The organism is Vibrio sp. BS-M-Sm-2, from assembly GCF_041504345.1.
GTDB lineage: Bacteria > Pseudomonadota > Gammaproteobacteria > Enterobacterales > Vibrionaceae > Vibrio > Vibrio satsumensis.
This window is the reverse complement of the sequence record NZ_CP167894.1, coordinates 1,612,449-1,634,975: the sequence shown is the minus strand read 5'-3', so window position 1 is coordinate 1,634,975 and position 22,527 is coordinate 1,612,449. Positions and strand designations below refer to the sequence as shown.

The window sequence follows — 22,527 nt, the reverse complement described above, 5'->3', positions numbered from 1 at the left end:
GGCTTCTTTTTTGTCTCTAAGGAATTGTGTCTAAGCAATTGTCTCTAAGAAATTGCACCTAAGATTAGAGATTATTTTTTCACGCGACCTTTTCGCATCCACTTCTGATGAACACCACGACGCAGGCTTTGGAAGCTGTTTTCCACCTTATCGACACCAAGCAGAATTACTAGCGCCATTAGCGTGATAATGACCGATTGGGAAAGGTGACCAAGTGCGATCATCATACCTAATGCAGCGAGTACCCAGATAATCGCGGCTGAAGTGACACCATGAATCTTTCCATCCAGTGTCATCATTACTCCAGCGCCAAGGAAACCAACCCCAGTAATGATCTGACCAAGCACACGAGCTTGATCGAGCGTGTTAGGGGAAAGGCTAATCGCCATGGTGAGGAAGAAATAGGTACCGCTGATGATCAGAATCGATGTCCTGATTCCGACCGGTTTGCCGCGTGTTTGCCTTTCGATGCCGATTAACGAACCACACAGCATGCATACTGCAAGGCCTGCCCAGCTAAAGGGGGCAAGGTTGAGAGTTTGTTCTATAAATTGTGTCATATCACCCCTCCTAAAAATTTAGAATAGAGCTGAGTATGCTAATAATAGACCGGACGATCGAACAAAAACTTTTTGTCTTAACGATTGATAAAGATGACGTAAAGTCTAACAGCCGTCTGTTGTTAAGGTGAAGACAGGTGTCGTGGTCTCAGTCGCTTCTTGATATTCAAGGTAACAGTTATCAGCCTGCTTTTTTCGGCTCGAAGGTGCATAAAGAATAATGCCATCGTGCGCGTCTGTGTTGGTAAAGAACCAGTCAGCTCTACCTGTATCCCAAACCGCATCTAAGAAAGTGGATTCGATAAGGTGTGCCCAAGCTTGATCATTCATCGCCGCAGGATAACCGTAAGCCACCAATATATCGTCGCCCTCAACATTTACTGACGCACTCGCTGCTTTATCTAAGCCTAATGCTGATGTCTTACCATAAAGCATAGCACTTGCGCCTTCCATACCGCCTTTAAGGCCATTTAATGTCGAGATGCGAGCATCGGTTTGCAGGTTGAGGAACTTCGAAGCGGCCGTTACAGACACAATACCCAGAATCACGATCACCACGACCAACTCGATGATGGTGAAACCTTTTGAGTTGGACTTAAGCGCTTGACGGGATGTGGTTGCTGGTGGAGCAACTGAAGTATTGTGTTTCATTGATACAACTTCTCTATTCAATGTGGAGGTCGAGTGGCGTCTTGCTGCTGCGTCCACCAATCTCACGAGTTAACTTAGGCACCAAGTAGCCAGAAACCTCAGAGATTAGCCCTTTAAAATGATGCTTCGCTTCTTCATCAGAAATATAAAAATGAGCAGCGCCCTGAACTTTATCAAGTACATGCATATAGTAAGGTAAAACGCCGGCATCGAATAGTTTTTCGCTTAATTCTTTCAAGGAGTTAGCGCTGTTGTTCACCCCTTTAAGTATCACGCCTTGGTTAAGCAGAGTCACACCACTTTGCTTCAGCTTATGAAAGACTTTTTTGAGCTCTAAGTTAATTTCGTTGGCATGATTAATATGGCTCACCATGACCACATTGAGGTGAGTTTGCGCTAACAATTGGCACAGTTCATCCGTCACTCGAGCGGGGATCACAACCGGTAATCGGCTATGAATTCGAACGGTTTTGACATGTGGGATTTGTTCGATAGCACTGATAAGCCATTCTAGTTCGCTATCTTTTGCCATCAGTGGATCGCCACCCGATAAGATAACCTCGTTGATCTCTGAGTGAGCAGCCACATAGTCGAGGCTGGTTTGCCACACCGACTTTGAGCCCTTGTTATCTTGATAAGGAAAATGACGACGGAAGCAGTAGCGGCAGTTAATTGCACAGCCACCTTTCACAATCATCAATGCGCGATTTTTGTATTTGTGCAGTAAACCTGGAATCGCGTTGTCTTGCTCTTCTAAGGGATCTGCGGAATAGCCTTGGTGCACCTCAAACTCTTCACTTAGCGGTAAAACCTGTCTTAGCAATGGATCGTGTGGGTTGCCTTTTTCCATTCGTTCGACAAAGCTAAGGGGTACCCGAAGTGCAAATAACTCACGAGCAGCGAAGCCTGCTTGCCACGGTGTTGGGTCTATTTCCAATGCCTCAAGCAGTTTTGTCGGGTCAGAGATCGCATTCGATAGTTGTTTGAGCCAGTTTTGCTCAACAGATTCGACTTTTCGGGTTATGATATGCGGCATTGAAATTAACTCAAAGATGTGGAAGAGAAAATCATGGCGTCAGTAAGCACCAATGAATTCAAAGGCGGTTTAAAATTCATGTTAGATAACGAGCCTTGCTCAATTATCGACAATGAATACGTTAAGCCAGGTAAAGGCCAAGCGTTTAACCGTGTAAAACTTCGTAAACTGCTGTCAGGCAAAGTGTTAGAGAAAACATTCAAGTCAGGCGAAAGCTTCGAGCTTGCAGATGTTGTTGACGTTGAATTAGGCTACCTATACAACGATGGCGAATTCTACCACTTCATGAACAACGAAACATTTGAGCAAATCGCAGCAGACGTAAAAGCAGTTGCTGACTCTGCAAAATGGTTAGTTGAAAATGACGTTTGTACTCTAACGTTGTGGAATGATAACCCTATCACAGTAACTCCACCAAACTTTGTTGAGATCGAAGTAACTGAAACCGATCCTGGCCTTAAAGGCGACACACAAGGTACTGGCGGTAAGCCTGCAACTCTAGCAACAGGCGCGGTAGTTCGCGTACCTCTATTCATCGCAATCGGTGAAGTTGTGAAAGTTGATACTCGTACTGGCGAATACGTTGGTCGTGTGAAGTAATTTGATTGTGCCCATCCTATTTTGGGATGGTTCAGTGAAATAGAAAAGGTCGCTCATGAGCGACCTTTTTTGTACCTCAAGATCAGATGCGAGTAAACGGGATGCGGGATACGAAGAGCTGGAAGGGCAGATTCGAGTAAACGAGATGCGGGATACGAAGAGGTGGAAGGGCAGATGCGAGTAAACGGGATGCGGGATACGAAGAGCTGGAAGGGCAGATGCGAGTAAACGGGATGCGGGGTACGAAGAGCTGGAAGGGCAGGTTCGAGTAAACGAGATGCGGGATACGAAGAGCGGTAAGGGCAGATTAGAGTAAGCGAGATACGGGATACGAAAAGCAGGAAAAGCAAGAGCGAGCTAGATGTGTGATATTCGACAAGCAACAAAAAAGCAGAACAAGATAACCCTGCTCTGCTTTTAGTCTTTTCGCTCTTAAGCACTTCGATACTCGTTTACCCGAATCTGCTCTTAAGCTCTTCGATACTCGATTACTCGATTACTCGATTACTCGAATCCCGAATCTGCTTTTAAGCTCTTCGCATCTCGATTACTCGAATCCCGCATCTGCTCTTAACTGTTAGATCATAAAGATGAAAATAACAGACAATGCGCTGATTAGGCCTGCAACGAAGTAGCAGCCCACTTTACCCGCAACGCCGACATGGAACTTAAGGTCGTGCATGCCGTGGTGAAGACGGTGCATTGCGTGCCACATTGGCAGTGCTAGCGTACCGATGATGAACAGTGCACCGATAATGCTGGTGGCAAATTCAGACACACGTTCGTAGTTCATTGCGTCCGCATCGATGATGCCCATTGGCACTAAGATACCTAGCACTAAAATCGTGATTGGTGTGATCATCGCGAACCAAGTACCGCCAGCGCCGAATAGGCCCCACCAGATTGGCTCATCAGAGCGTTGTGGGTTGTGGTTAACAGGTTTTACTTTGTAATTTGTGTTCATAACGAAAGCTCCTTACACCACAACAAGAACGATTAAAGAAATAAAAGCCACCGCTGCCCACTGGGTCAGTACGATGATTCTTTTATCAACCAATTTGCCTTTAAGGCGGATTGGCATTACTTGAGGCATCATGCTGAAGAAGGTCTGAGCGTGCAGTAAGCTGCCAAGCAGTGCCACGATGTTGATACCAACAATGATAGGGTTAGCCATAAAGCTCAACCAACCTTCCCACGCTTCAGGACCTTTCACTAGCGCACCCAAACCAAAGGTTAGGAACACAGTGAACAGAATCAAAGGCAGTACAGTTGCTTCACGTAGCATGTAGAAGCGGTAGAACGGATGGTTGCTCCACCATGTTCTCTTCATCTCACGAACATAAGGCTTACGATTGCTCATATTATGCCTCCTCTGCTGTTTTTACTTGCGATCCATCAGGCTTGAACATCGAAATAACGAAGTCCATTGAAGACTCAACTTTGCCTTGGTTTACTGCCGCTGCTGGGTCTACTTTCTTCGGACATACGTCAGAACAGTAACCTACAAACGTACAGCCCCAAGCGCCGTTGTCGCCATTGATAAGTTTCATGCGTTCAGCTTTACCATTGTCACGGCTATCTAGGTTGTAGCGGTGAGCAAGAGCAAGTGCCGCAGGGCCGATGAACTCAGGGTTTAGACCAAACTGAGGACACGCTGCGTAACACAAACCACAGTTGATGCAGCCAGCGAACTGTTTGTACTTCGCCATTTGCTCTGGAGTTTGGATGTTAGTGCCGTCTTCTGGCTTACGGTCGTTACCAATGATGTAAGGCTTGATTGCTTCAAGGCGCTCGATGAACGGCGTCATGTCGACAATCAAATCTTTTTCGATTGGGAAGTTAGCCAAAGGCTCAATCTTGAAGCCATTCGGGTAGTCACGTAAGAAGCTTTTACATGCCAGTTTTGGCACGCCATCAACCATGATGCCGCAAGAACCACAAATCGCCATACGACAAGACCAACGGTAAGACAGGTCTTTATCTAGGTTGTCTTTGATGTAACCGATCGCATCAAGTACTGACATGGTTTCATCAAATGGCACTTCAAAGGTTTGAAAGTGAGGTTCTGCATCGTGCTCAGGGTCATAACGCAGGATTTCAATTTTTTGGATTCGATTCGCTGACATTATGCTTGCTCCTCTTCGCTCTTCTTAGCATTCTCTTCTGCTGCTTTTTCAGCGGCAGCGGCTTTCTCTGCAGCTTCACCGTACAGACGAGCTTTAGGTTGAGATTTGGTGATCTTAACGCCGCTGTAGTCGATGGTTGGTGCTGCATCTTCGTTGTAGAAAGATAGAGAGTGTTTCAGGAAGTTCACGTCATCACGTTCTGTGCAGTTGTCGTCTAGACGTTGGTGTGCACCGCGAGACTCTTTACGAAGGATCGCTGAGTGAACCATCGCTTCTGCAACTTCAAGGCCGTAACCCACTTCGATAGCGTAAAGTAGGTCAGTGTTGAACACTTTGCCTTTGTCTTTAATGCTGATCTTCTTGTAGCGAGCTTTCAGTTCAGTGATTTTGTCGATGGTCTTTTGCATCAAGTCTTCTTGACGGTAGATACCACAACCCGCTTCCATGGTGTGACCCATTTCAGTGCGGATGTCAGCCCAGTTCTCATCACCTTCTTGGTTTAGTAGACCTGCGATGCGATCTTCAACCGCTTTAACTTGCTTAGCGATAGATTCTTCATTCCAGCCTTTGAATTCAGCTGCACGTTTCACTGCTTGTTCACCGGCTACGCGACCAAATACTACAAACTCAGCCAGCGAGTTAGAACCTAGGCGGTTTGCACCGTGTAGGCCAACTGAAGCACATTCACCAACGGCGAATAGGCCTTTAATGCGAGTTTCACAGGTACCGTTAGTTTCAATGCCACCCATGGTGTAGTGAACGGTCGGACGAATTGGAATTGGCTCTTTTGCTGGATCGACGTTTACGTACGCTTTTGCCAGTTCACAGATGAACGGTAGACGCTCTTGCAGGTACTCTTCACCAAGGTGGCGAAGGTCAAGGTGTACGACATCACCAAGTGGGTGCTTGATGGTGTTACCTTTCTGCTGCTCGTGCCAGAATGCTTGAGAAACTTTGTCACGAGGACCCAGTTCCATGTATTTGTTCTTCGGCTCGCCCACTGGAGTTTCAGGGCCCATGCCGTAATCTTGTAGGTAACGGTAGCCGTTCTTGTTGACGATGATACCGCCTTCACCACGACAACCTTCGGTCATCAAGATGCCAGTGCCCGGTAGGCCTGTTGGGTGGTATTGAACGAACTCCATATCACGCAGTGGTACACCGTGGCGATAAGCCATTGCCATACCGTCGCCCGTTACGATGCCGCCGTTGGTATTGCAGTGGTAAACACGACCTGCGCCACCGGTTGCTAATACAACAGATTTCGCTTTAATCGTAACAAGCTCACCTTCAGACATATGAATCGCGATTAGGCCTTGTACTTCGCCATCTTCAACGATCAAATCCACCACAAAGTACTCATCAAATCGTTTGATTGTGTCGTACTTCATCGAAGTCTGGAACAGAGTATGAAGCATGTGGAAGCCGGTTTTATCCGCTGCGAACCACGTTCTCTCTACCTTCATACCGCCGAATCGGCGTACGTTTACTTCACCGTTTTCTTTACGACTCCATGGGCAGCCCCATTGTTCCATTTGGATCATTTCGCGAGTCGAGTTTTCAACAAAGTATTCAACAACATCCTGTTCACATAGCCAGTCGCCACCGCCAACAGTATCGTTGAAGTGGTTATCTAGGCTATCTTCGTCTTTAATTACCGCTGCTGAACCGCCTTCTGCTGCTACCGTGTGCGAACGCATTGGGTAAACTTTAGAAATCAGTGCTACTTCCAATTCAGGATTAGCTTCAGCTGCTGCAATTGCTGTACGAAGACCAGCGCCGCCTGCGCCGATGACTGCGATATCTGTGGTAATTGTCTTCACAGTTATTCTCCAGTGTGATGCGGAGTATTCCGCTTGTTATTATAAAAAGCTTATTTAGAGAGCAGTAAACGGCATCAACCGTTCATCACCCCTAAGCCTTAAGTGGTAGGTTCAGTGTAAGAGAGGAAGGTATTCGAAAAGTTGATGCATTTGGGTTTTTAGGTCGGTAGTGCATATGGAGGCATAGAATTTATAGGTTATGTGACTGCAATCACGGCAATGAATTGTTGATAACGATTAGCCCACAGGGCTTGTGTTAACGGCTTGTTGAGTATGATTTTTGTTATCAATGTGGATGTGAAAGCTGTATTGATAATTGTATTGTAGAACGTAATTTTCTGGCTTCATTAAAGCAACATTTTGCTTTCATCTATAGAAAGATAGAAGCTTACAAAAGAGGCGAAAGGTGGTAATTTCCGTCGCCTAGAATTCAGTAATATGGAACTTAATAATGCACTCAACATGGCAACCAGCCGCAACCATTAAGCAGTTAAAGCAACGTGCTGATATCCTTAATCAAATCCGTCAGTTCTTTGCTGAGCGAAACGTGATGGAAGTGGATACGCCTGCGATGAGCCACGCCACGGTGACGGACGTGCATTTGCATACTTTCAAAACTGAATTCGTAGGGCCGGGTTATGCGCACGGTCAGCCCTTGTTCTTTATGACTAGCCCTGAGTTTCATATGAAACGTCTATTAGCGGCGGGCAGTGGCTGTATTTATCAAATTTGTAAGTCTTTCCGGAATGAAGAAAATGGCCGTTACCACAACCCTGAGTTCACCATGTTGGAGTGGTATCGCGTCGGGTTTGATCACCATGACTTAATGGATGAAATGGATTTGCTGTTACAGCAGGTACTTAAATCGAGCTCAGCAGAGCGAATGACTTACCAACAAGCCTTTATCGACGTGTTAGGTGTGTGTCCGCTTGAAGATTCGATGGATACGTTAAAACAAGCCGCAGCAAAACTTGGGCTCAGCGACATAGCTGACCCTGAAGAAGATCGCGATACCTTGCTGCAGTTGCTGTTTAGCATCGGGGTTGAAGCAAAGATTGGCCAACAGGTGCCAGCCTTTGTTTATGACTTCCCAGCCTCACAAGCGGCATTAGCTAAGATTAACCCCGAGGATTCACGAGTGGCGGATCGCTTTGAGGTGTATTTCAAAGGCATCGAATTAGCTAACGGTTTCCATGAGTTGGATAAACCACAAGAGCAACTCAAGCGTTTTGAAGACGACAATGCCAAACGTATTGAGATGGGCTTATCACCTCAACCGATTGACCATCACTTGATTGAGGCATTAAAAGCGGGTTTACCAGATTGTGCGGGTGTTGCTTTAGGTATCGATAGGCTGATTATGCTGGCTTTGGGTTACGACCACATCGATGATGTGACCGCTTTCCCGTTCCCACGTTCTTAGCTTTTTGCTTTTGTTTTTACTGAGAGTTAATTAACTATTAATTCTCAGCTTCTAATCAGCTTTACTCGCTGACCAGAATACCGGTGCTCTATCTGACCAAAATACCTGTACCCACTAGCTGACCAGAATACCAGTACCCACTACGGCAACAATGGCACCGATCCAAGCGTAGGCATTTGGTCTCTGTTTGGTGTACAGCCAAAGTATTGGTAACAACATGATAGGTGTGGTTGAAGATAACAGAGCGACCATGCCGACATTGCCTTCCTGTAGTGCATACAAGATCAGCGTCATTCCCACCGCCATCGCTAAAAAGCCGTTAACTGCCGTAATCGCAAATATCTGACCATTCATCGGGTTGATTGCGCGTGATAGCTTGGCACCCGTTAAACGAAATGCGGAGTGGGCGACAAAGGCGGTGATCATCCGAATCGCAGAAGCGGCAACCGGGTCGATATTGGTTTGCATCACGGGTTTGGCGATGATGCCACCCAGTGCTTGACAAATCGCAGCTGTAATTCCCAGTGCAACACCAATCCACACGGTGCCTTTAATGGTTTCAAGTTGATTGTTAGTCTGTCCTCGACGACCAAAGAATATCGCGGTTAAGACGCCACTGAACACCAAAGCCGAGCCAATCAGCTCAACAGAAGTCATGCTTTCGCTAAATAGGAAGTAACCAAGAATGGCTGAGAACACGGCGTGACAAGAGAACAGCAAACCCGCTTGGCGCGGTCCCATTCGGTTTAAGCAGGCAAATAGGGCGGTATCACCAATGAAGATACCAATCAGGCCAGACAGCATCATCGGCGTGACTAGATTGGCTTCGACAGTTGACCAACCTCCGGTAAACCAAGCCATACTCGATAAGATGATTGCGGTACAACCCATTCGCCAGCGGCTATAGGCGAAAGAACCCAAGTGCTGAGCAGGCTTTACTGACATTAGGCTCGCAATGGCCCAAAGAAAGGCAGCGGCGAGAGCTAACCATTCGAATCCCATCTGAATAACATCCTTGTGTCTGGGATAAATTAGCTCATCAATATGCATCAAACCGAACTGAGAACAAAGTGATTCTTAGCAAAAGCACCACTTTGCTGCTCAATTACCGCCTTGCTCTTCAGTTACTGTTTTGTTCCGGTTATCCGTTTCGCTTGTCTGACTAGCGAAGCTTTATACCTTAAAGCGCTCCACATCTCGGCGCATCGACTCGGCAGCGCTGCTCATCTCATTTGAGCTGTTGCGGCTGCTTTCCGCTTGTTGTGCAAGATCATCAGAGGCATCTTTAATCCCTTGTGTATTACGACTGATGTCTTCGCTCACGGCACGTTGTTCTTCCGCAGCACTCGCTATTTGCAACGCCATATCGTTGATTTCGGTGATGGCTTGCGTGATTTTAGATAGGCTGCCATGAGCTTGTTCTGCGAAGCCAACACTGTTCTCTGCCAGTTGAGTGCTGGTGGTCATGCTTTCGACAGCATGTTCAGTATTCTTCTGTAACGTATCAATCATCACGCGGATTTCTTCCGTTGAGCCATGCGTTCTTTGGCTTAGTACTCGAACCTCGTCTGCGACAACAGCAAATCCGCGACCTTGCTCACCCGCTCGAGCGGCTTCAATTGCCGCATTCAAGGCCAACAGGTTGGTTTGTTCAGCAATACCTTGAATGGTGGATAGGATCTTGTTGATGCTTTGAGCATTACTCTCTAATTCACGAATCACATTGGCCGCGTCTTCAACTTGAGTCGCGAGGCCAGTAATCGCATCGCGGTTTTGTTGAATAACCTCCTGACCTTCATTACAAGCAGTGGCTGAAGCTTGAGAAGCGGATGCAGTGAGTTCAGCATGGCTGGCTACTTCAGCTGCGGTGGCGGACATCTCATGAATCGCGGTCGCTATTTGATTGATATCGTTTTGCTGATTTTCAACTCGAATGGAGGATTGGGTCGCCAGTTGGTTGGCCTTTTCGGCATGATTGTTGAGATCGTGGCTGTGTTCTATGACGCCTTTCAACATGCTTTGCATCTGGCTTAAGAACTGGTTTACAAGCTCGGCCAGTTTGCCTATCTCATCCATACGCGTGATATCAATACGTTGAGTGAGATCACCTCTACCTTGAGCAAGCTGAGTCAGTGCTTCTGATAAGGTTTGTAATGGTGAAAGCAGGCGGTTGATCACCATTGTGCTCGCAATCGAAATGACGATGTACAAAACCAAAGAGGTTAGGGAGATGAATTGAATCGCGTCAGAGACCGCAGAGAACGCCATTTTCTTATCGATAACAATACCTAACGACCAATCAGTATTCGGGACATTGGCAATGTAGACCAGTTTATCCCCTTGGCCTGGCCAAGTTAGCGTGGTGATCATTTGATCTTGGATCAATTGCGACACTTTGTTTGCAGTGAGTCCTGGGTTCAAACTGGTCAGTGGTTTCTGACTTAGCTCTTCATCAGTGTAGGCAACGATGTTGTTGTTACCATCCACTAAAAACGCAAAGCCATCGTTATCCAGTTTTACATTGAGAACCGTATCAATAATGCTGGTGACGGTTAAGTCTGCCGCGAGAACACCTTGTCTATCGCCACTGAATGCTTTGGCAAAACTGATGACGATGCTGCCGTCAAAGTCTTGATAAGGTTCAGTAATGACGAGGTCTGATGTTGCGTTAGCATCTTTATACCAAGGGCGGGTGCGTGGGTCATAGCCTGCTGGCCAATCTTCACCTTTATCGCCATACGCGATAGTGCCATCGCTGAATCCCGCATAAACAGACAAGAATTGCCCAGCTTGTTTGGTGATTAGCAACTCGCGGTCAGAGTTACTACTGCTTGAAATGGTCGGCTCATTAGCAAGCATCATATCGCTGCGAGTAGAGAGCCAATCGGCAATATAATTGGTAGTGCCGACACTGACATTTTTCATTTCTTGGTTGATCGCGACTTCAGTCTCTTGAGTCAGCTGATTAACCGAGATCCATGCTTGAGCCCCACTCACGACGGCAATAATGACCGCAATGGCGATCTGAATTTTAAATTTAATAGTATGTCTCAAGGTCCATTCCTCTCTGATTAGACAATAACCTAACTACAACGACGTACTTGATGGTGAATTGACGTGTCTTTGATGCGTGTATATTGCCGCTGTCTTGATGTTGTTAAATGTGTTTAAAATCAAAAATTTAAAATAAATCATCGTTATTTTTAATAATCCGTGAAGTAGAATCACAATTATCTATCGATCAAAATCGAATAAACCCTCCAGATAGCGAAATCATGATTGCTATCTGGAGGGTTGTAGTGAGAATTTAACGTGCTAGATGATAATAAGCTAACGTGCTAGGTGATGATAAACAGCGCGAGGTAGACCATTGACAAGCCGACAATCCCTAAGATGATGCCCATCTTCGCCATGTCTTTGCTTTCGATAAGCCCGGTTGAGTAAGCCAGTGAGTTTGGTGGTGTCGATACTGGTAAAATCATACCAAGTGATGCTGAGAAGGCGACCACAACCAGCAAGCCCTGTAGGCCACCAATCGCAACTAGGCTTTCCATCGATGCACCAATCGCAGCGGCTATTGGCATCAGTAAGTTGGCAGTCGCGGTGTTCGACATGAAGTTCGCCATTAACCAACACACGATAGATAACGTCAGTACCACAGCAGCAGGCGAGAGTGATTCATAGTCAATCGCGTGTGCGAGTGCAGCGGCTAAGCCTGTTTTATCCAAGCCAATCCCAATCGCAATACCACCCGCAACCAGCCACAATACATCCCAGTTAATCAGCTTGAGCTCTTCTTTGCCCATGATGCCAGTGAGAGTAAAGACAGCCAGTGGAATGATAGACACTACATAAGTGTTCATGCCATGCAGTTTGGTGGTCATCCACAATAAGATCGTCGCAGCGAAGGTGATGTAAACCACAATCGCTCGCCAGCTCTTTCTGAATTGTCCATCGAGTTTGAGCACCATGTTCTTCTGCTTGGAAGGAAAAATTTTCTGAAGAAGGAACCAAGCAATGGTGAGTTGGATGATCACAAAGGGCAAGCCCATCATCATCCAGCTGAGGAAGTCGATGGTGTTTTCACCCGTTAGGTATTGTAATGCGATGGCATTGGGAGGCGTGCCGATTGGTGTCGCGATACCACCGGTGTTGGCAGCAATGGGAATACACAACACGAGCGCTTTGATCCCCATGTCGCCTCTTGGTGCCGACGCCACGATAGGACCGAGTAGCGCCAGCATCATTACCGTGGTTGCGGTATTTGACATGAACATCGAGAACACGGCGGTGATCAGCATTAAACCCAGCATGATGAAGCGCGGCTCTGTGCCAAATGGCTTGAGTAGCACTCGAGCTAAGTTGTTATCGAGTTCGTACTTGGATGCGGATATCGCAAGAGCAAAACCACCCATGAATAGGATGATGATCGGTGACGAAAATGCACCGAATATGTCGGTATATTTGATTAACTCACCTAGATCGTGTCCTGCGGGTGGATTTCTAAACAGGTGTAAGCCTTTATCAGAAATCATTACTAGCTCAAGTGCAATGATCAAAATGGAAGTGGCGAATACCGGAACAGGTTCAAGTACCCACAGTAGAGCTGCCAACAAGAATATCGCCAACAAGCGGTGTTGAATCAGCGTGAGATCATCGATTGGTATTGAATCTATCGGCATGAATAACACGCCTAAGGGAATCGCAAAACAAATCAACAGCTTGACCAGAACGCCAACATTGAGTTTAGGCATGTACAAAGACCCTATGAATAAAATATCTTCAAATAGAGTAAGTTATCTGGATTTTTGGTACTTGGAGACGGATTGTAAAATCGAAAAGTTGTTTAAGGTTTCGACAGTTGTTTTGTTTTTGGTCAATCTTTTATCTGAGCAATTAGAGGCAAGAGTGAGAAGCAACAGCTGGCTGGGCAGGGGTTGAGGATTGAAAGCTTGGGTTGTTAGGGCTTGAGTAGGAGACGAATTGGTAGAGTTAAGAAAAAGGCGCGTTCTTCTCTGATATAGAAATAGAAAAAGTAACGCGCCTTTAAAACTAAATGAGTTAACTCAAACCGTTAAGCTTGGTCAGTGTTCTCTGTTGAATCAACAGCTTCAGTCTCAACTTCTTTACCAGCAATATGCGCGAAAGGGGTACCAAGAACGGTTTTCTCACCATTTTGCATCGTGTCGTCAAATTTGATCGCACCTTTACCGAACAGGTTGATAACGGTTGAACCAAGCTTAAAGCGGCCCATCTCTTCGCCTTTCTTCAAGATGATTGCGTTATTGCCTTGTGCTGGGTAATCCCATTTGTAAACCGAGTTACCGCGAGGTGGCGTGATGGTGCCAGCCCATACTTGCTCAATGCTGCCTACGATCGTTGCGCCAACCAACACCTGTGCCATTGGGCCAAATTCCGTATCGAAGATACAAACGACACGTTCATTACGTGCGAATAGGTTTGGAACGTTCTCTGCCGTTAACGGGTTAACTGAGAAAAGATCACCGGGAACGTAGATCATCTGGCGTAGTGTGCCGTCGCATGGCATATGCACGCGGTGGTAATCACTTGGAGACAGGTAAAGCGTTGCGAATTCGCCGTCTTTAAACTCATCCGCTAGCGCTGCATCACCACCCAATAGCTCGCGAGCTGAGTAGTCATGGCCTTTAGCTTGAATCAGTTGACCGTCAGTAATTGGGCCAAATTGGCTTACACGTGCATCGGCAGGGTGAACAATAACTGACTCACCTTCAGCGATAGGGCGCATGCCATCTTTCAATTCACGCACGAAGAATTCATTGAATGTTTTAAAGTGTTTTGGATCGCTATGCAGAGCTTCATCCATGTTCACTTTGTATTGCTTGATGAACCAGTTGATGATCGCTGTCGTTAAGCCGCCCGCTTTAGCAGACGCAAGTTTGCCGACTAGGCGAGTCAGTCCATGTTGTGGAATCCAGTACTGCAATCCAACTTTAATCTTATCCATTGTATTAATTTTCCAATGCTAATTGTTTTTCAATTAAATCTGTTGATGACGGTTTAGGGCGCGAGATGTTACTTAAATTCGCGCCAATTGTCAGTAAATGCACACATTTGTTCACAAAAACGCGATTAGAGATCGGCTTTTTTGTTGCGTGAATACTGACGGTTATCTTTGTTACTCGCCATGCTTTCAATGATGCGGTGGTAGTTGTCGAAACGTAATCGACTGATCTTGCCGTTTTCTACTGCTTCGCGCAGGATACAACCAGGGTCATCGTTGTGTTTACAGTCGCGGAATTTACAACCGCCAAGGTAAGGCTTGAACTCGATGAAGGCTTCAGTGATTTCATCGGCTTCTAAGTGCCATAGGCCGAATTCACGAACTCCTGGTGAATCAATCAGATCACCACCAGAAGGGAAGTGGTATAAACGAGCTGCCGTGGTGGTATGCTGGCCAAGACCTGAGTTCTCAGAGACTTCGCCTTCTTCAATGTCTAGCGTTGGCATTAATGCATTCACTAGGCTTGACTTACCCACACCCGATTGACCAACAAAGATGTTGATACGGTCTTTAAGTTCAGCTTCCAGCTCTTTGATGCCGTAGCCAGACTCTTTACTCACGAACATCACTTTGTAGCCGATCTTCTCGTACTCTTTCAGTGTTTCACGGTATTCAGCAATCTGCTCATCAGTCAGCAGGTCGACCTTATTCAGCACAACAAGTGGCGCGATGTTCACTGTTTCTGAAGCGATCAAATAGCGGTCGATAATATTAAGTGATAGCTCTGGTAGTACTGCCGATACGATAACCATTTGGTCAACGTTCGCAGCAACCGGCTTTAGGCCATCGTAGTAATCAGGGCGAGTCAGCATTGAAGTTCTCGGTTCAACCGCTTCCACAACGCCAGAAATGCCGGCCATGGATTCTAAGCCTGCGCGCCAAGTCACTCGGTCACCAGAAACTAAAGTCTCGATACTACGGCGTAAGTTACAACGATGAACTTCGTTAGTTTCAAGATCTTCGATATCGGCATGTTGGCCAAAGCGCGTAATCACGAGTCCGCTTTTGGTTCCGCCAAGCATGTTCTCATCCCACTGGATAGAATCTTCTTTCTTGAGTCGCTTGTTCTGGTTGCTACGCACACGACGTACTTGACCTTTGGTTAACTTCTTTTTTTAGCCACAATTTTTCACTTAACACATCTAACTTGATGATTGGGAACTCAAACAGGATGTTGCTGGTACCACGTGATTTCGGTGGTCCTAAAGCTAGTTTGAGTATAGTTATTTGGGTATAGTACCTCTTTTACACATAAACAAATAGGCGACGCCTTATGTCCTTTAGCGATCAGAACCTTATTTGGGTTGATCTAGAGATGACAGGACTTGATCCTGAAACTCATAAAATCATTGAAATTGCTACTATCGTTACTGATAGTGAGCTTAACATCCTGGCTGAAGGACCTGTTTTGGCTATTCACCAACCTCAGAGTGAATTGGACAAGATGGACGAGTGGTGTACAACGACGCACACTGGCAGCGGCCTCGTGAAGCGAATTCAAGAAAGCACGGTTTCAGAGCAAGATGCCATCCAACAAACGATTGAGTTTCTTGAAAAATGGGTACCAAAAGGTAAGTCACCGATTTGTGGCAACAGCATTGGTCAAGATCGCCGTTTCCTATACAAGCACATGCCAGAGTTAGAAGAGTACTTCCACTACCGCTATGTTGACGTAAGCACGCTGAAAGAGCTTGCGCGTCGTTGGAAACCTGAAGTGCTAGATGGTTTTTCTAAGTCAGGAAGTCACCTTGCACTTGATGATATTCGAGAGTCGATCGCCGAGCTGCAGTACTACCGAAAAACGATTATTAACATCTAGTCGGATAAAATGATTACGTTTATCTAACTTTTCAGGGACATAAGAGCTAATTTTTTTGCAAATCTGTGTGCTTTTACAGCAGTTGAGTAAAAAGTTTCGTAATTTTGCATTAAGGACTTGCATCACAAAAAAATGCTCTTATAATTCGCAGCCCTGAACGGCGAAAGACGTTTTCAGATTGCGATACTAGCTCAGTTGGTAGAGCGCAACCTTGCCAAGGTTGAGGTCATCGGTTCGAACCCGATGTATCGCTCCAATTTGTAGGTTACGGCGAAAGCGGTAATCGAAGGGTGAAAGACCTTTTATAATGCGATACTAGCTCAGTTGGTAGAGCGCAACCTTGCCAAGGTTGAGGTCATCGGTTCGAACCCGATGTATCGCTCCAAATTAGCCTTTTAAAGGCAAGATTCATTGACTTAAACAATGCATCCGGACGCGGGATGGAGCAGTTTGGTAGCTCGTCGGGCTCATAACCCGAAGGTCGTCGGTTCAAATCCGGCTCCCGCAACCACATTACAGTTAGGCGCTATCTGTTGCCCAAGGCGGTAAGAGCAGCGATTAACTAATGCGATACTAGCTCAGTTGGTAGAGCGCAACCTTGCCAAGGTTGAGGTCATCGGTTCGAACCCGATGTATCGCTCCAAATTCTCTCTTTTTAGAGAACAGAGTCATTAACTTAAATAATGCATCCGGACGCGGGATGGAGCAGTTTGGTAGCTCGTCGGGCTCATAACCCGAAGGTCGTCGGTTCAAATCCGGCTCCCGCAACCACATTACAGTTGAACGTTGATTTGATGCTTCTTAGCAGAAAAAGTTAACGGTTAGCTTATGCGATACTAGCTCAGTTGGTAGAGCGCAACCTTGCCAAGGTTGAGGTCATCGGTTCGAACCCGATGTATCGCTCCAAATTTTATTCTTAGGAGCTGTCTCTTTGAGAAAGTGCTCGGAATGAAAATGGTTTAGTCTCATTGTCTTAAACAATGCATCCGGACGCGGGATGGAGCAGTTTGGTAGCTCGTCGGGCTCATAACCCGAAGGTCGTCGGTTCAAATCCGGCTCCCGCAACCACATTACAGTTAAGCGCTATCTGTTGCCCAAGGCAGTAAGAGCAGCGATTAACTAATGCGATACTAGCTCAGTTGGTAGAGCGCAACCTTGCCAAGGTTGAGGTCATCGGTTCGAACCCGATGTATCGCTCCAAATTCTCTCTTTTAGAGAACAGAGTCATTAACTTAAATAATGCATCCGGACGCGGGATGGAGCAGTTTGGTAGCTCGTCGGGCTCATAACCCGAAGGTCGTCGGTTCAAATCCGGCTCCCGCAACCACATTACAGTTAGGCGCTATCTGTTGCCCAAGGCAGTAAGAGCAGCGATTAACTAATGCGATACTAGCTCAGTTGGTAGAGCGCAACCTTGCCAAGGTTGAGGTCATCGGTTCGAACCCGATGTATCGCTCCAAATTAGCCTTTTTAAGGCAAGATTCATTGACTTAAACAATGCATCCGGACGCGGGATGGAGCAGTTTGGTAGCTCGTCGGGCTCATAACCCGAAGGTCGTCGGTTCAAATCCGGCTCCCGCAACCACATTACAGTTGAACGTTGATTTGATGCTTCCTTAGCAGACAAGATGAACGGTTAGCTTATGCGATACTAGCTCAGTTGGTAGAGCGCAACCTTGCCAAGGTTGAGGTCATCGGTTCGAACCCGATGTATCGCTCCAAATTAGCCTTTTTAAGGCAAGACTCATTGACTTAAACAATGCATCCGGACGCGGGATGGAGCAGTTTGGTAGCTCGTCGGGCTCATAACCCGAAGGTCGTCGGTTCAAATCCGGCTCCCGCAACCACATTACAGTTAAGCGCTATCTGTTGCCCAAAGCAGTAAGAGCAGCGATTAACTAATGCGATACTAGCTCAGTTGGTAGAGCGCAACCTTGCCAAGGTTGAGGTCATCGGTTCGAACCCGATGTATCGCTCCAAATTAGCCTTTTAAAGGCAAGATTCATTGACTTAAACAATGCATCCGGACGCGGGATGGAGCAGTTTGGTAGCTCGTCGGGCTCATAACCCGAAGGTCGTCGGTTCAAATCCGGCTCCCGCAACCACATTACAGTTAAGCGCTATCTATTGCCCAAGGCGGTAAGAGCTGCGATTAACTAATGCGATACTAGCTCAGTTGGTAGAGCGCAACCTTGCCAAGGTTGAGGTCATCGGTTCGAACCCGATGTATCGCTCCAGCTTTCTTCTAAAAAGCTATTAAGACTCTTTAAACCACCGTGTTTTTCTTTAAATCACAGAGTTTAAAGGCGACCTTAAAGGTCACGCTCTTTCTTTAATGCTGCGAAGCATAATCCCCCCAAAAAGCAAATAATCCTCCATCATGGTGGATATTTTTTTGTCTTAAATTTTTCTTAGCAACTGGAATGCTAGTAAACATCAGGTCTCTGAAGCAGATACTTGAGGTTTTTCATATCTATAAACAGACTTATCCACAAAATGTTAGGTGTGGATAACTTGGTTGATAAAGTTATTTCAGGCTTAATTCTTTACCTATCCCTAAAAGATCTTTCTTGTTTTCAATATATTAGATGAATTGCGCCGATCGTAACTTGTTGTTTTTTATCAAGTTGGATGCTTGTCTTGGGTTTGATAAAAGATCGTTAACTTGTTGTTTTTTGATCTTAATCATTTATCGGTACTGTGTTTAACTTTGTGCGAGTGTCGGAAGTTTACGAGAGTTCTGAATTTTTTCCACATTGCTAGAATTGAGAACAAGGTCAAACATTGTTCTAAAATTATGTGCAACGAGTTGTCTTAAATATTGGACTGTTAGTGGGGGCTCGCTTGCCATACATTGGTATATAAAGCGTTAAGCGTCTCTTGGTAGTCCTTTTTCTACAATACGTATTAGTCGGTGCTTTTTAGTCGCGACTTTACTGTTACCTTTTGGCACCTCAATGGCACTAGGTAATTGCTGTAGTTGTTTTTCTAAAGCCCACTCAATATGGACATCTAGCATTTCGTTTTTGCCTTGATGAGATTCCAGTGTTTCAACAATGCGTTGTTGAAATGGTGCATTGCCCATCGCAACAAAGATATTGCGCAACCATTGGGTGTGGCCGATACGTCTTATTGCGGAGCCTTCCATTTTCTTTAGGAAGGTTGCTTCATCCCAACCTGAAAGTGCAACCAGATCGGCTTCTTGGAAATCTTCTCTGCGGTGAAAGTCGGTTTGTTCTGTGAGTTCGGCATGACGGTTCCATGGGCAAACTAACTGACAATCGTCGCAGCCGTAGATACGGTTACCAATCGCTTCTCTATACTCTTCAGGGATCACACCATCATATTCAATGGTTAAGTACGAGATACATTTGCGCGCATCCACCACGCCATCATCAATAATGGCACCTGTTGGGCAAGAAGTGATACATGCGGTGCATTTACCACACTCATCGACACTCGGTTCATCTGTTGGAAGAGGGATGTTAACTAACAGCTCCCCTAGAAAGAACCAAGAGCCCGCGTCTTTATCAAGAATTAATGAGTGTTTACCTGTCCAGCCCAACCCTGCTTTTTGAGCGAGCGGTCTTTCCAAAATAGGTGCTGAATCGACGAAAGGGCGTGAGTCTAAACCTTCGACCTCTTTTTCAATTCTTTGTCCCAGCTTTTTCAACTGGTTACGGAACAATTTGTGATAGTCGCGGCCTAAAGAATAACGGCTGATGTAGCCTTGAGTGGTATCGCTTAGGTTAGAGGCGAACTGAGCTTCTGGTGGTAGGTAATTCATTCGAGCGCTGATCACTCGAATTGTGCCTGGGTGAAGTTCATCAGGACGTGCACGCATCATCCCATGTCGAGCCATCCAATCCATTTCGCCGTGGTGACCCGCATCTAGCCATGCTTGAAGAGGGGCTTCGTGTTCACTTAAATCAACATCGCAGATGCCAACTTTTTGAAAGCCTAACTCTTTTCCCCAAATTTTAATTTTTTCAGCAAGATGGTCTAGATTCATGGCTTCATACTTATCGATTAAAATTCGGTTAGGCAAAAATGGGGGCGGATCTTAACGGATCTTAGTGGTGTTGACCAGAACAGACGTGTTTTGAGCAGTATTTTTCATAGAACTTACACTTGAGTGCTTGTCTCCCAAAAGCATCACGGTTTACTATTCTTGTTCTTTTGATTTTTATATAGTCAACGATCGATTTTTAGAGAACGTATTCATGAGCACGAAACAATTTACTTTGAAAGATGAACAAGCAACGATTCAATTAGGAACGGAGCTTTCTAATCTTTGCTCACAGCAGACGACTATTTATCTGCATGGTGATCTTGGCGCAGGTAAAACGACCTTCAGTCGTGGCTTTGTAAAAGCACTTGGCCATCAAGGAAATGTAAAGAGCCCAACGTATACTCTAGTTGAACCTTATCAACTTGCCGATTGGCAGGTGTACCACTTTGACCTTTATCGCCTAGCCGATCCTGAAGAGTTAGAGTTCATGGGAATTCGTGACTACTTTACTCCAGATGCTATCTGCTTGGTTGAATGGCCTGAGAAAGGTTATGGGATGCTACCAGAAGCTGATTTGGATATTGATATTCGTTACCAAGACGATCACCGTATTGTTTCTTTAACCGCTAATAGTGAATACGGACAGCGCTTACTTAGTCAGTTGGAGTTATGTTGATTTCTAAACGCCTTATTTCAGCAGTGACCATGATGGCTGCTGTTTTTTCTATACTGTTTTCTTCACTTGTTTCTGCAAACTCACTGAAAAGTTTAAGGGTTTGGCCTTCTCCAGAAGAAACTCGTGTGGTTATCGACTTAAAATCAGAAGCGGATTTTAGCTATTTCACACTGAGTAGCCCGAGTCGTTTAGTGGTCGATTTAAAAAATACCAACCTTGCAACTAAGCTACCGGTCGTGGTGAAAGATAGCCCTGTTCTATCTAAGATTCGTAAGAGTTCACCGCCAGACAAAAACACCTATCGCTTGGTTTTTGAGTTAAAGAAGTCGTCTAAAGCAGAGTTGTTCAAACTGAGCCCGACTCCGGGTGGTCAGTATGGACACCGTTTGGTGATCGACTTTCCTCATGGTGCGGCAAGTAAAGCGACATCGAAGCCAAGTAAACCAACGGTTAGCAAGAACATTAATCAGGTTAAACGTCAGAAAGACATTTTGATCGTGATTGACCCTGGCCACGGTGGTGAAGATCCTGGCTCAATCGGTCCATCTCGTAAATATGAGAAGAATGCGACGCTGAGTATCTCCCGCAAGCTGGCTGCACAATTAAATGCCGTACCGGGAATCAAAACGCGTTTAACGCGTAATGCTGACTACTTTGTGAACTTGAATCGACGTGTTGCGATTGCTCGAGAGAATGAAGCTCACCTGTTGATCTCTATTCACGCCGATGCATTTACCACTCCTCAACCAAGAGGTGGCTCGGTGTTTGTGCTGAATACTCGACGTGCGAATACCGAGATCTCACGCTGGATTGAGAATAAAGAGAAACAGTCAGAGCTACTTGGTGGTAGCGGTGCTGCTTTTACTGGCAATATTGATGATAAGAACGTAAATCAAACCTTGCTTGATTTGCAGTTTAGCCACTCTCAAAAAGAGGGCTACAAGCTGGCAACGGCGATTCTGTCTGAAATGGGTAAGGTTGCGAAACTGCATAACAGTAAGCCGATTAACACCAGTTTGGCGGTATTACGTTCACCACAGATCCCATCTGTATTGGTAGAGACCGGCTTTATTTCGAATCCGACGGAAGAGAAGCTGCTTTTCCAACGCTCGCATCAAGATAAATTGGCACGAGCAGTGACTAAAGCGGTCGTTAAGTATTTGAAGGCTAACCCGCCTGAAGGGATTATCTTGTCTAACGCGACGTCATCAACGGGTAGCGTGAGCCAACATAAAGTCTCTCGTGGTGAGTCTCTATCTGTTATTGCGAATAAATATGGCACCTCGACACAGGCCTTGATGAAATTCAACAACCTGAAATCGAGCAGCTTAGCGATTGGCCAAGTGCTTAAGATTCCAGGCAGCGCTTCAAGCTCATCATCAAGCAGTGCTGTTAGAACTAAGACCATAACTCACACGGTTAAGTCTGGAGAGTATCTAGGCAAGATAGCCAGCCGTTATAAAGTTTCGGTGGCTGATATCAAACGTGAGAACCGCTTGAAATCAGAGACTGTGAGAGTAGGCCAAAAGTTACGTATTACAGTTGAAGTGAAAGATGTCCCTCTGCGCAAACACAAAGTCGCAAGAGGCGATTATCTTGGCAAGATAGCTTCGAAATACGGCGTGAGCGTTAACAGTATTCGCCAAGCGAATAAGCTACGATCTGACAGCCTAGCGGTGGGGCAGGTGTTGATTATTCCGCACAAGTAAGCTTTTTAACGCAGACATGTTTCCATCAATGGCAGTAAGGTAGCTATAA

Annotated in this window: 18 protein-coding genes and 16 tRNA genes; 21 read left to right on the top strand and 13 right to left on the bottom strand. The window is 45.8% G+C overall.

The annotated features are described in order from the left end of the window. Positions 1-71: 71 nt before the first annotated feature. From AB8613_RS07335 to epmB, 3 genes are all read right to left on the bottom strand, one after another. Positions 72-560 carry an MgtC/SapB family protein gene (locus AB8613_RS07335; protein WP_048607785.1) on the bottom strand — a complete coding sequence of 163 codons (489 nt, stop codon included), beginning with the start codon at positions 558-560 and terminating at the stop codon, positions 72-74. Between the two features lie 105 nt (positions 561-665). After that, a complete protein-coding gene (locus tag AB8613_RS07330) occupies positions 666-1,211 on the bottom strand; it encodes a prepilin-type N-terminal cleavage/methylation domain-containing protein (protein WP_372384711.1) in 546 nt (181 codons plus the stop codon). Positions 1,212-1,224: 13 nt separating this feature from the next. After that, a complete protein-coding gene (gene epmB / locus AB8613_RS07325; protein WP_372384710.1) occupies positions 1,225-2,247 on the bottom strand; it encodes an EF-P beta-lysylation protein EpmB in 1,023 nt (340 codons plus the stop codon). A gap of 33 nt (positions 2,248-2,280) precedes the next feature. On the opposite strand from epmB, the gene efp reads away from it, so the two are divergent. Then, positions 2,281-2,847 (top strand): elongation factor P, encoded by a 567-nt coding sequence (gene efp, locus AB8613_RS07320; RefSeq protein WP_019822013.1) that lies wholly within the window; start codon positions 2,281-2,283, stop codon positions 2,845-2,847. 577 nt (positions 2,848-3,424) lie between these two features. Here efp and frdD read toward each other — a convergent pair. From frdD to frdA, 4 genes are read right to left on the bottom strand one after another with little or no spacing between them, the layout of a single operon-like run. Then, positions 3,425-3,811, bottom strand: coding sequence for a fumarate reductase subunit FrdD (gene frdD, locus AB8613_RS07315; RefSeq protein WP_372384709.1), 387 nt, complete (start codon positions 3,809-3,811; stop codon positions 3,425-3,427). A 12-nt stretch (positions 3,812-3,823) separates the two neighbouring features. Next, positions 3,824-4,207, bottom strand: a complete 384-nt coding sequence (frdC, locus tag AB8613_RS07310; protein WP_102530487.1) for a fumarate reductase subunit FrdC — start codon at positions 4,205-4,207, stop codon at positions 3,824-3,826. A 1-nt stretch (position 4,208) separates the two neighbouring features. Beyond that, positions 4,209-4,973, bottom strand: a complete 765-nt coding sequence (locus AB8613_RS07305; RefSeq protein ID WP_009847917.1) for a succinate dehydrogenase/fumarate reductase iron-sulfur subunit — start codon at positions 4,971-4,973, stop codon at positions 4,209-4,211. Further along, entirely contained in the window at positions 4,973-6,796 is a 1,824-nt protein-coding gene (gene frdA, locus AB8613_RS07300) for a fumarate reductase (quinol) flavoprotein subunit (RefSeq protein WP_081230121.1), read from the bottom strand. Before frdA ends, AB8613_RS07305 begins: the two co-directional genes overlap by 1 nt. A gap of 451 nt (positions 6,797-7,247) precedes the next feature. On the opposite strand from frdA, the gene epmA reads away from it, so the two are divergent. Next, positions 7,248-8,219, top strand: coding sequence for an elongation factor P--(R)-beta-lysine ligase (gene epmA / locus AB8613_RS07295; RefSeq protein ID WP_371715056.1), 972 nt, complete (start codon positions 7,248-7,250; stop codon positions 8,217-8,219). Positions 8,220-8,333: 114 nt separating this feature from the next. Here the strand turns inward: epmA and AB8613_RS07290 are convergent, their stop codons facing one another. The 5 genes from AB8613_RS07290 to rsgA all read right to left on the bottom strand — a co-directional run bounded on the left by AB8613_RS07290 (position 8,334) and on the right by rsgA (position 15,344). Further along, a complete protein-coding gene (locus AB8613_RS07290) occupies positions 8,334-9,221 on the bottom strand; it encodes a DMT family transporter (RefSeq protein WP_146490032.1) in 888 nt (295 codons plus the stop codon). Positions 9,222-9,392: 171 nt separating this feature from the next. Then, a complete protein-coding gene (locus tag AB8613_RS07285; protein WP_372384708.1) occupies positions 9,393-11,273 on the bottom strand; it encodes a methyl-accepting chemotaxis protein in 1,881 nt (626 codons plus the stop codon). Between the two features lie 284 nt (positions 11,274-11,557). Then, positions 11,558-12,973, bottom strand: coding sequence for an SLC13 family permease (locus AB8613_RS07280; RefSeq protein ID WP_327785089.1), 1,416 nt, complete (start codon positions 12,971-12,973; stop codon positions 11,558-11,560). 320 nt (positions 12,974-13,293) lie between these two features. Then, positions 13,294-14,205, bottom strand: a complete 912-nt coding sequence (gene asd, locus AB8613_RS07275; protein ID WP_372384707.1) for an archaetidylserine decarboxylase — start codon at positions 14,203-14,205, stop codon at positions 13,294-13,296. Positions 14,206-14,330: 125 nt separating this feature from the next. Next, the gene (gene rsgA / locus AB8613_RS07270) at positions 14,331-15,344 is read right to left on the bottom strand and encodes a small ribosomal subunit biogenesis GTPase RsgA (protein WP_372384706.1); all 1,014 of its coding nucleotides are present in this window, start codon (positions 15,342-15,344) and stop codon (positions 14,331-14,333) included. Between the two features lie 191 nt (positions 15,345-15,535). On the opposite strand from rsgA, the gene orn reads away from it, so the two are divergent. From orn to AB8613_RS07185, 17 genes are all read left to right on the top strand, one after another. Beyond that, complete coding sequence (orn, locus tag AB8613_RS07265; RefSeq protein WP_017055371.1) at positions 15,536-16,081, top strand: oligoribonuclease; 546 nt, start codon at positions 15,536-15,538, stop codon at positions 16,079-16,081. A 180-nt stretch (positions 16,082-16,261) separates the two neighbouring features. Beyond that, a tRNA-Gly gene (locus AB8613_RS07260) sits at positions 16,262-16,337 on the top strand. Positions 16,338-16,390: 53 nt separating this feature from the next. Continuing rightward, a tRNA-Gly gene (locus AB8613_RS07255) sits at positions 16,391-16,466 on the top strand. A 49-nt stretch (positions 16,467-16,515) separates the two neighbouring features. Continuing rightward, positions 16,516-16,592 (top strand) — tRNA-Met (locus AB8613_RS07250). Between the two features lie 56 nt (positions 16,593-16,648). Beyond that, positions 16,649-16,724 (top strand) — tRNA-Gly (locus tag AB8613_RS07245). A 51-nt stretch (positions 16,725-16,775) separates the two neighbouring features. Further along, positions 16,776-16,852: transfer RNA gene (locus AB8613_RS07240), tRNA-Met, on the top strand. A gap of 59 nt (positions 16,853-16,911) precedes the next feature. Beyond that, a tRNA-Gly gene (locus AB8613_RS07235) sits at positions 16,912-16,987 on the top strand. 85 nt (positions 16,988-17,072) lie between these two features. Beyond that, positions 17,073-17,149, top strand: a tRNA-Met gene (locus AB8613_RS07230). 56 nt (positions 17,150-17,205) lie between these two features. Continuing rightward, positions 17,206-17,281, top strand: a tRNA-Gly gene (locus AB8613_RS07225). 50 nt (positions 17,282-17,331) lie between these two features. Then, positions 17,332-17,408: transfer RNA gene (locus AB8613_RS07220), tRNA-Met, on the top strand. A 56-nt stretch (positions 17,409-17,464) separates the two neighbouring features. Beyond that, positions 17,465-17,540 (top strand) — tRNA-Gly (locus tag AB8613_RS07215). A 49-nt stretch (positions 17,541-17,589) separates the two neighbouring features. Next, a tRNA-Met gene (locus tag AB8613_RS07210) sits at positions 17,590-17,666 on the top strand. A 60-nt stretch (positions 17,667-17,726) separates the two neighbouring features. After that, positions 17,727-17,802 (top strand) — tRNA-Gly (locus AB8613_RS07205). Positions 17,803-17,851: 49 nt separating this feature from the next. Further along, positions 17,852-17,928: transfer RNA gene (locus AB8613_RS07200), tRNA-Met, on the top strand. A 56-nt stretch (positions 17,929-17,984) separates the two neighbouring features. Continuing rightward, positions 17,985-18,060, top strand: a tRNA-Gly gene (locus AB8613_RS07195). A 49-nt stretch (positions 18,061-18,109) separates the two neighbouring features. Continuing rightward, positions 18,110-18,186 (top strand) — tRNA-Met (locus AB8613_RS07190). 56 nt (positions 18,187-18,242) lie between these two features. Continuing rightward, a tRNA-Gly gene (locus tag AB8613_RS07185) sits at positions 18,243-18,318 on the top strand. Between the two features lie 632 nt (positions 18,319-18,950). Here the strand turns inward: AB8613_RS07185 and queG are convergent. Further along, positions 18,951-20,093, bottom strand: coding sequence for a tRNA epoxyqueuosine(34) reductase QueG (queG, locus tag AB8613_RS07180; RefSeq protein ID WP_372384705.1), 1,143 nt, complete (start codon positions 20,091-20,093; stop codon positions 18,951-18,953). A gap of 211 nt (positions 20,094-20,304) precedes the next feature. Here queG and tsaE point away from each other — a divergent pair, with 211 nt between their 5' ends. Beyond that, a complete protein-coding gene (gene tsaE, locus AB8613_RS07175; RefSeq protein WP_004735870.1) occupies positions 20,305-20,769 on the top strand; it encodes a tRNA (adenosine(37)-N6)-threonylcarbamoyltransferase complex ATPase subunit type 1 TsaE in 465 nt (154 codons plus the stop codon). Next, complete coding sequence (locus AB8613_RS07170) at positions 20,763-22,478, top strand: LysM peptidoglycan-binding domain-containing protein (protein WP_372384704.1); 1,716 nt, start codon at positions 20,763-20,765, stop codon at positions 22,476-22,478. The genes tsaE and AB8613_RS07170 overlap by 7 nt, the downstream gene beginning before the upstream one ends. Positions 22,479-22,527 lie beyond the last annotated feature (49 nt).

Bases quoted from the DNA above. Each gene is read 5' to 3' on its own strand.
- AB8613_RS07170 (WP_372384704.1), top strand. From the start codon at position 20,763: ATGTTGATTTCTAAACGCCTTATTTCAGCAGTGACCATGATGGCTGCT.
- frdD (WP_372384709.1), bottom strand. From the start codon at position 3,811: ATGAACACAAATTACAAAGTAAAACCTGTTAACCACAACCCACAACGC.
- AB8613_RS07305 (WP_009847917.1), bottom strand. From the start codon at position 4,973: ATGTCAGCGAATCGAATCCAAAAAATTGAAATCCTGCGTTATGACCCT.
- AB8613_RS07290 (WP_146490032.1), bottom strand. From the start codon at position 9,221: ATGGGATTCGAATGGTTAGCTCTCGCCGCTGCCTTTCTTTGGGCCATT.
- epmA (WP_371715056.1), top strand. From the start codon at position 7,248: ATGCACTCAACATGGCAACCAGCCGCAACCATTAAGCAGTTAAAGCAA.
- tsaE (WP_004735870.1), top strand. From the start codon at position 20,305: ATGAGCACGAAACAATTTACTTTGAAAGATGAACAAGCAACGATTCAA.
- efp (WP_019822013.1), top strand. From the start codon at position 2,281: ATGGCGTCAGTAAGCACCAATGAATTCAAAGGCGGTTTAAAATTCATG.
- queG (WP_372384705.1), bottom strand. From the start codon at position 20,093: ATGAATCTAGACCATCTTGCTGAAAAAATTAAAATTTGGGGAAAAGAG.
- asd (WP_372384707.1), bottom strand. From the start codon at position 14,205: ATGGATAAGATTAAAGTTGGATTGCAGTACTGGATTCCACAACATGGA.
- AB8613_RS07280 (WP_327785089.1), bottom strand. From the start codon at position 12,973: ATGCCTAAACTCAATGTTGGCGTTCTGGTCAAGCTGTTGATTTGTTTT.
- AB8613_RS07330 (WP_372384711.1), bottom strand. From the start codon at position 1,211: ATGAAACACAATACTTCAGTTGCTCCACCAGCAACCACATCCCGTCAA.
- epmB (WP_372384710.1), bottom strand. From the start codon at position 2,247: ATGCCGCATATCATAACCCGAAAAGTCGAATCTGTTGAGCAAAACTGG.
- frdC (WP_102530487.1), bottom strand. From the start codon at position 4,207: ATGAGCAATCGTAAGCCTTATGTTCGTGAGATGAAGAGAACATGGTGG.
- AB8613_RS07335 (WP_048607785.1), bottom strand. From the start codon at position 560: ATGACACAATTTATAGAACAAACTCTCAACCTTGCCCCCTTTAGCTGG.
- orn (WP_017055371.1), top strand. From the start codon at position 15,536: ATGTCCTTTAGCGATCAGAACCTTATTTGGGTTGATCTAGAGATGACA.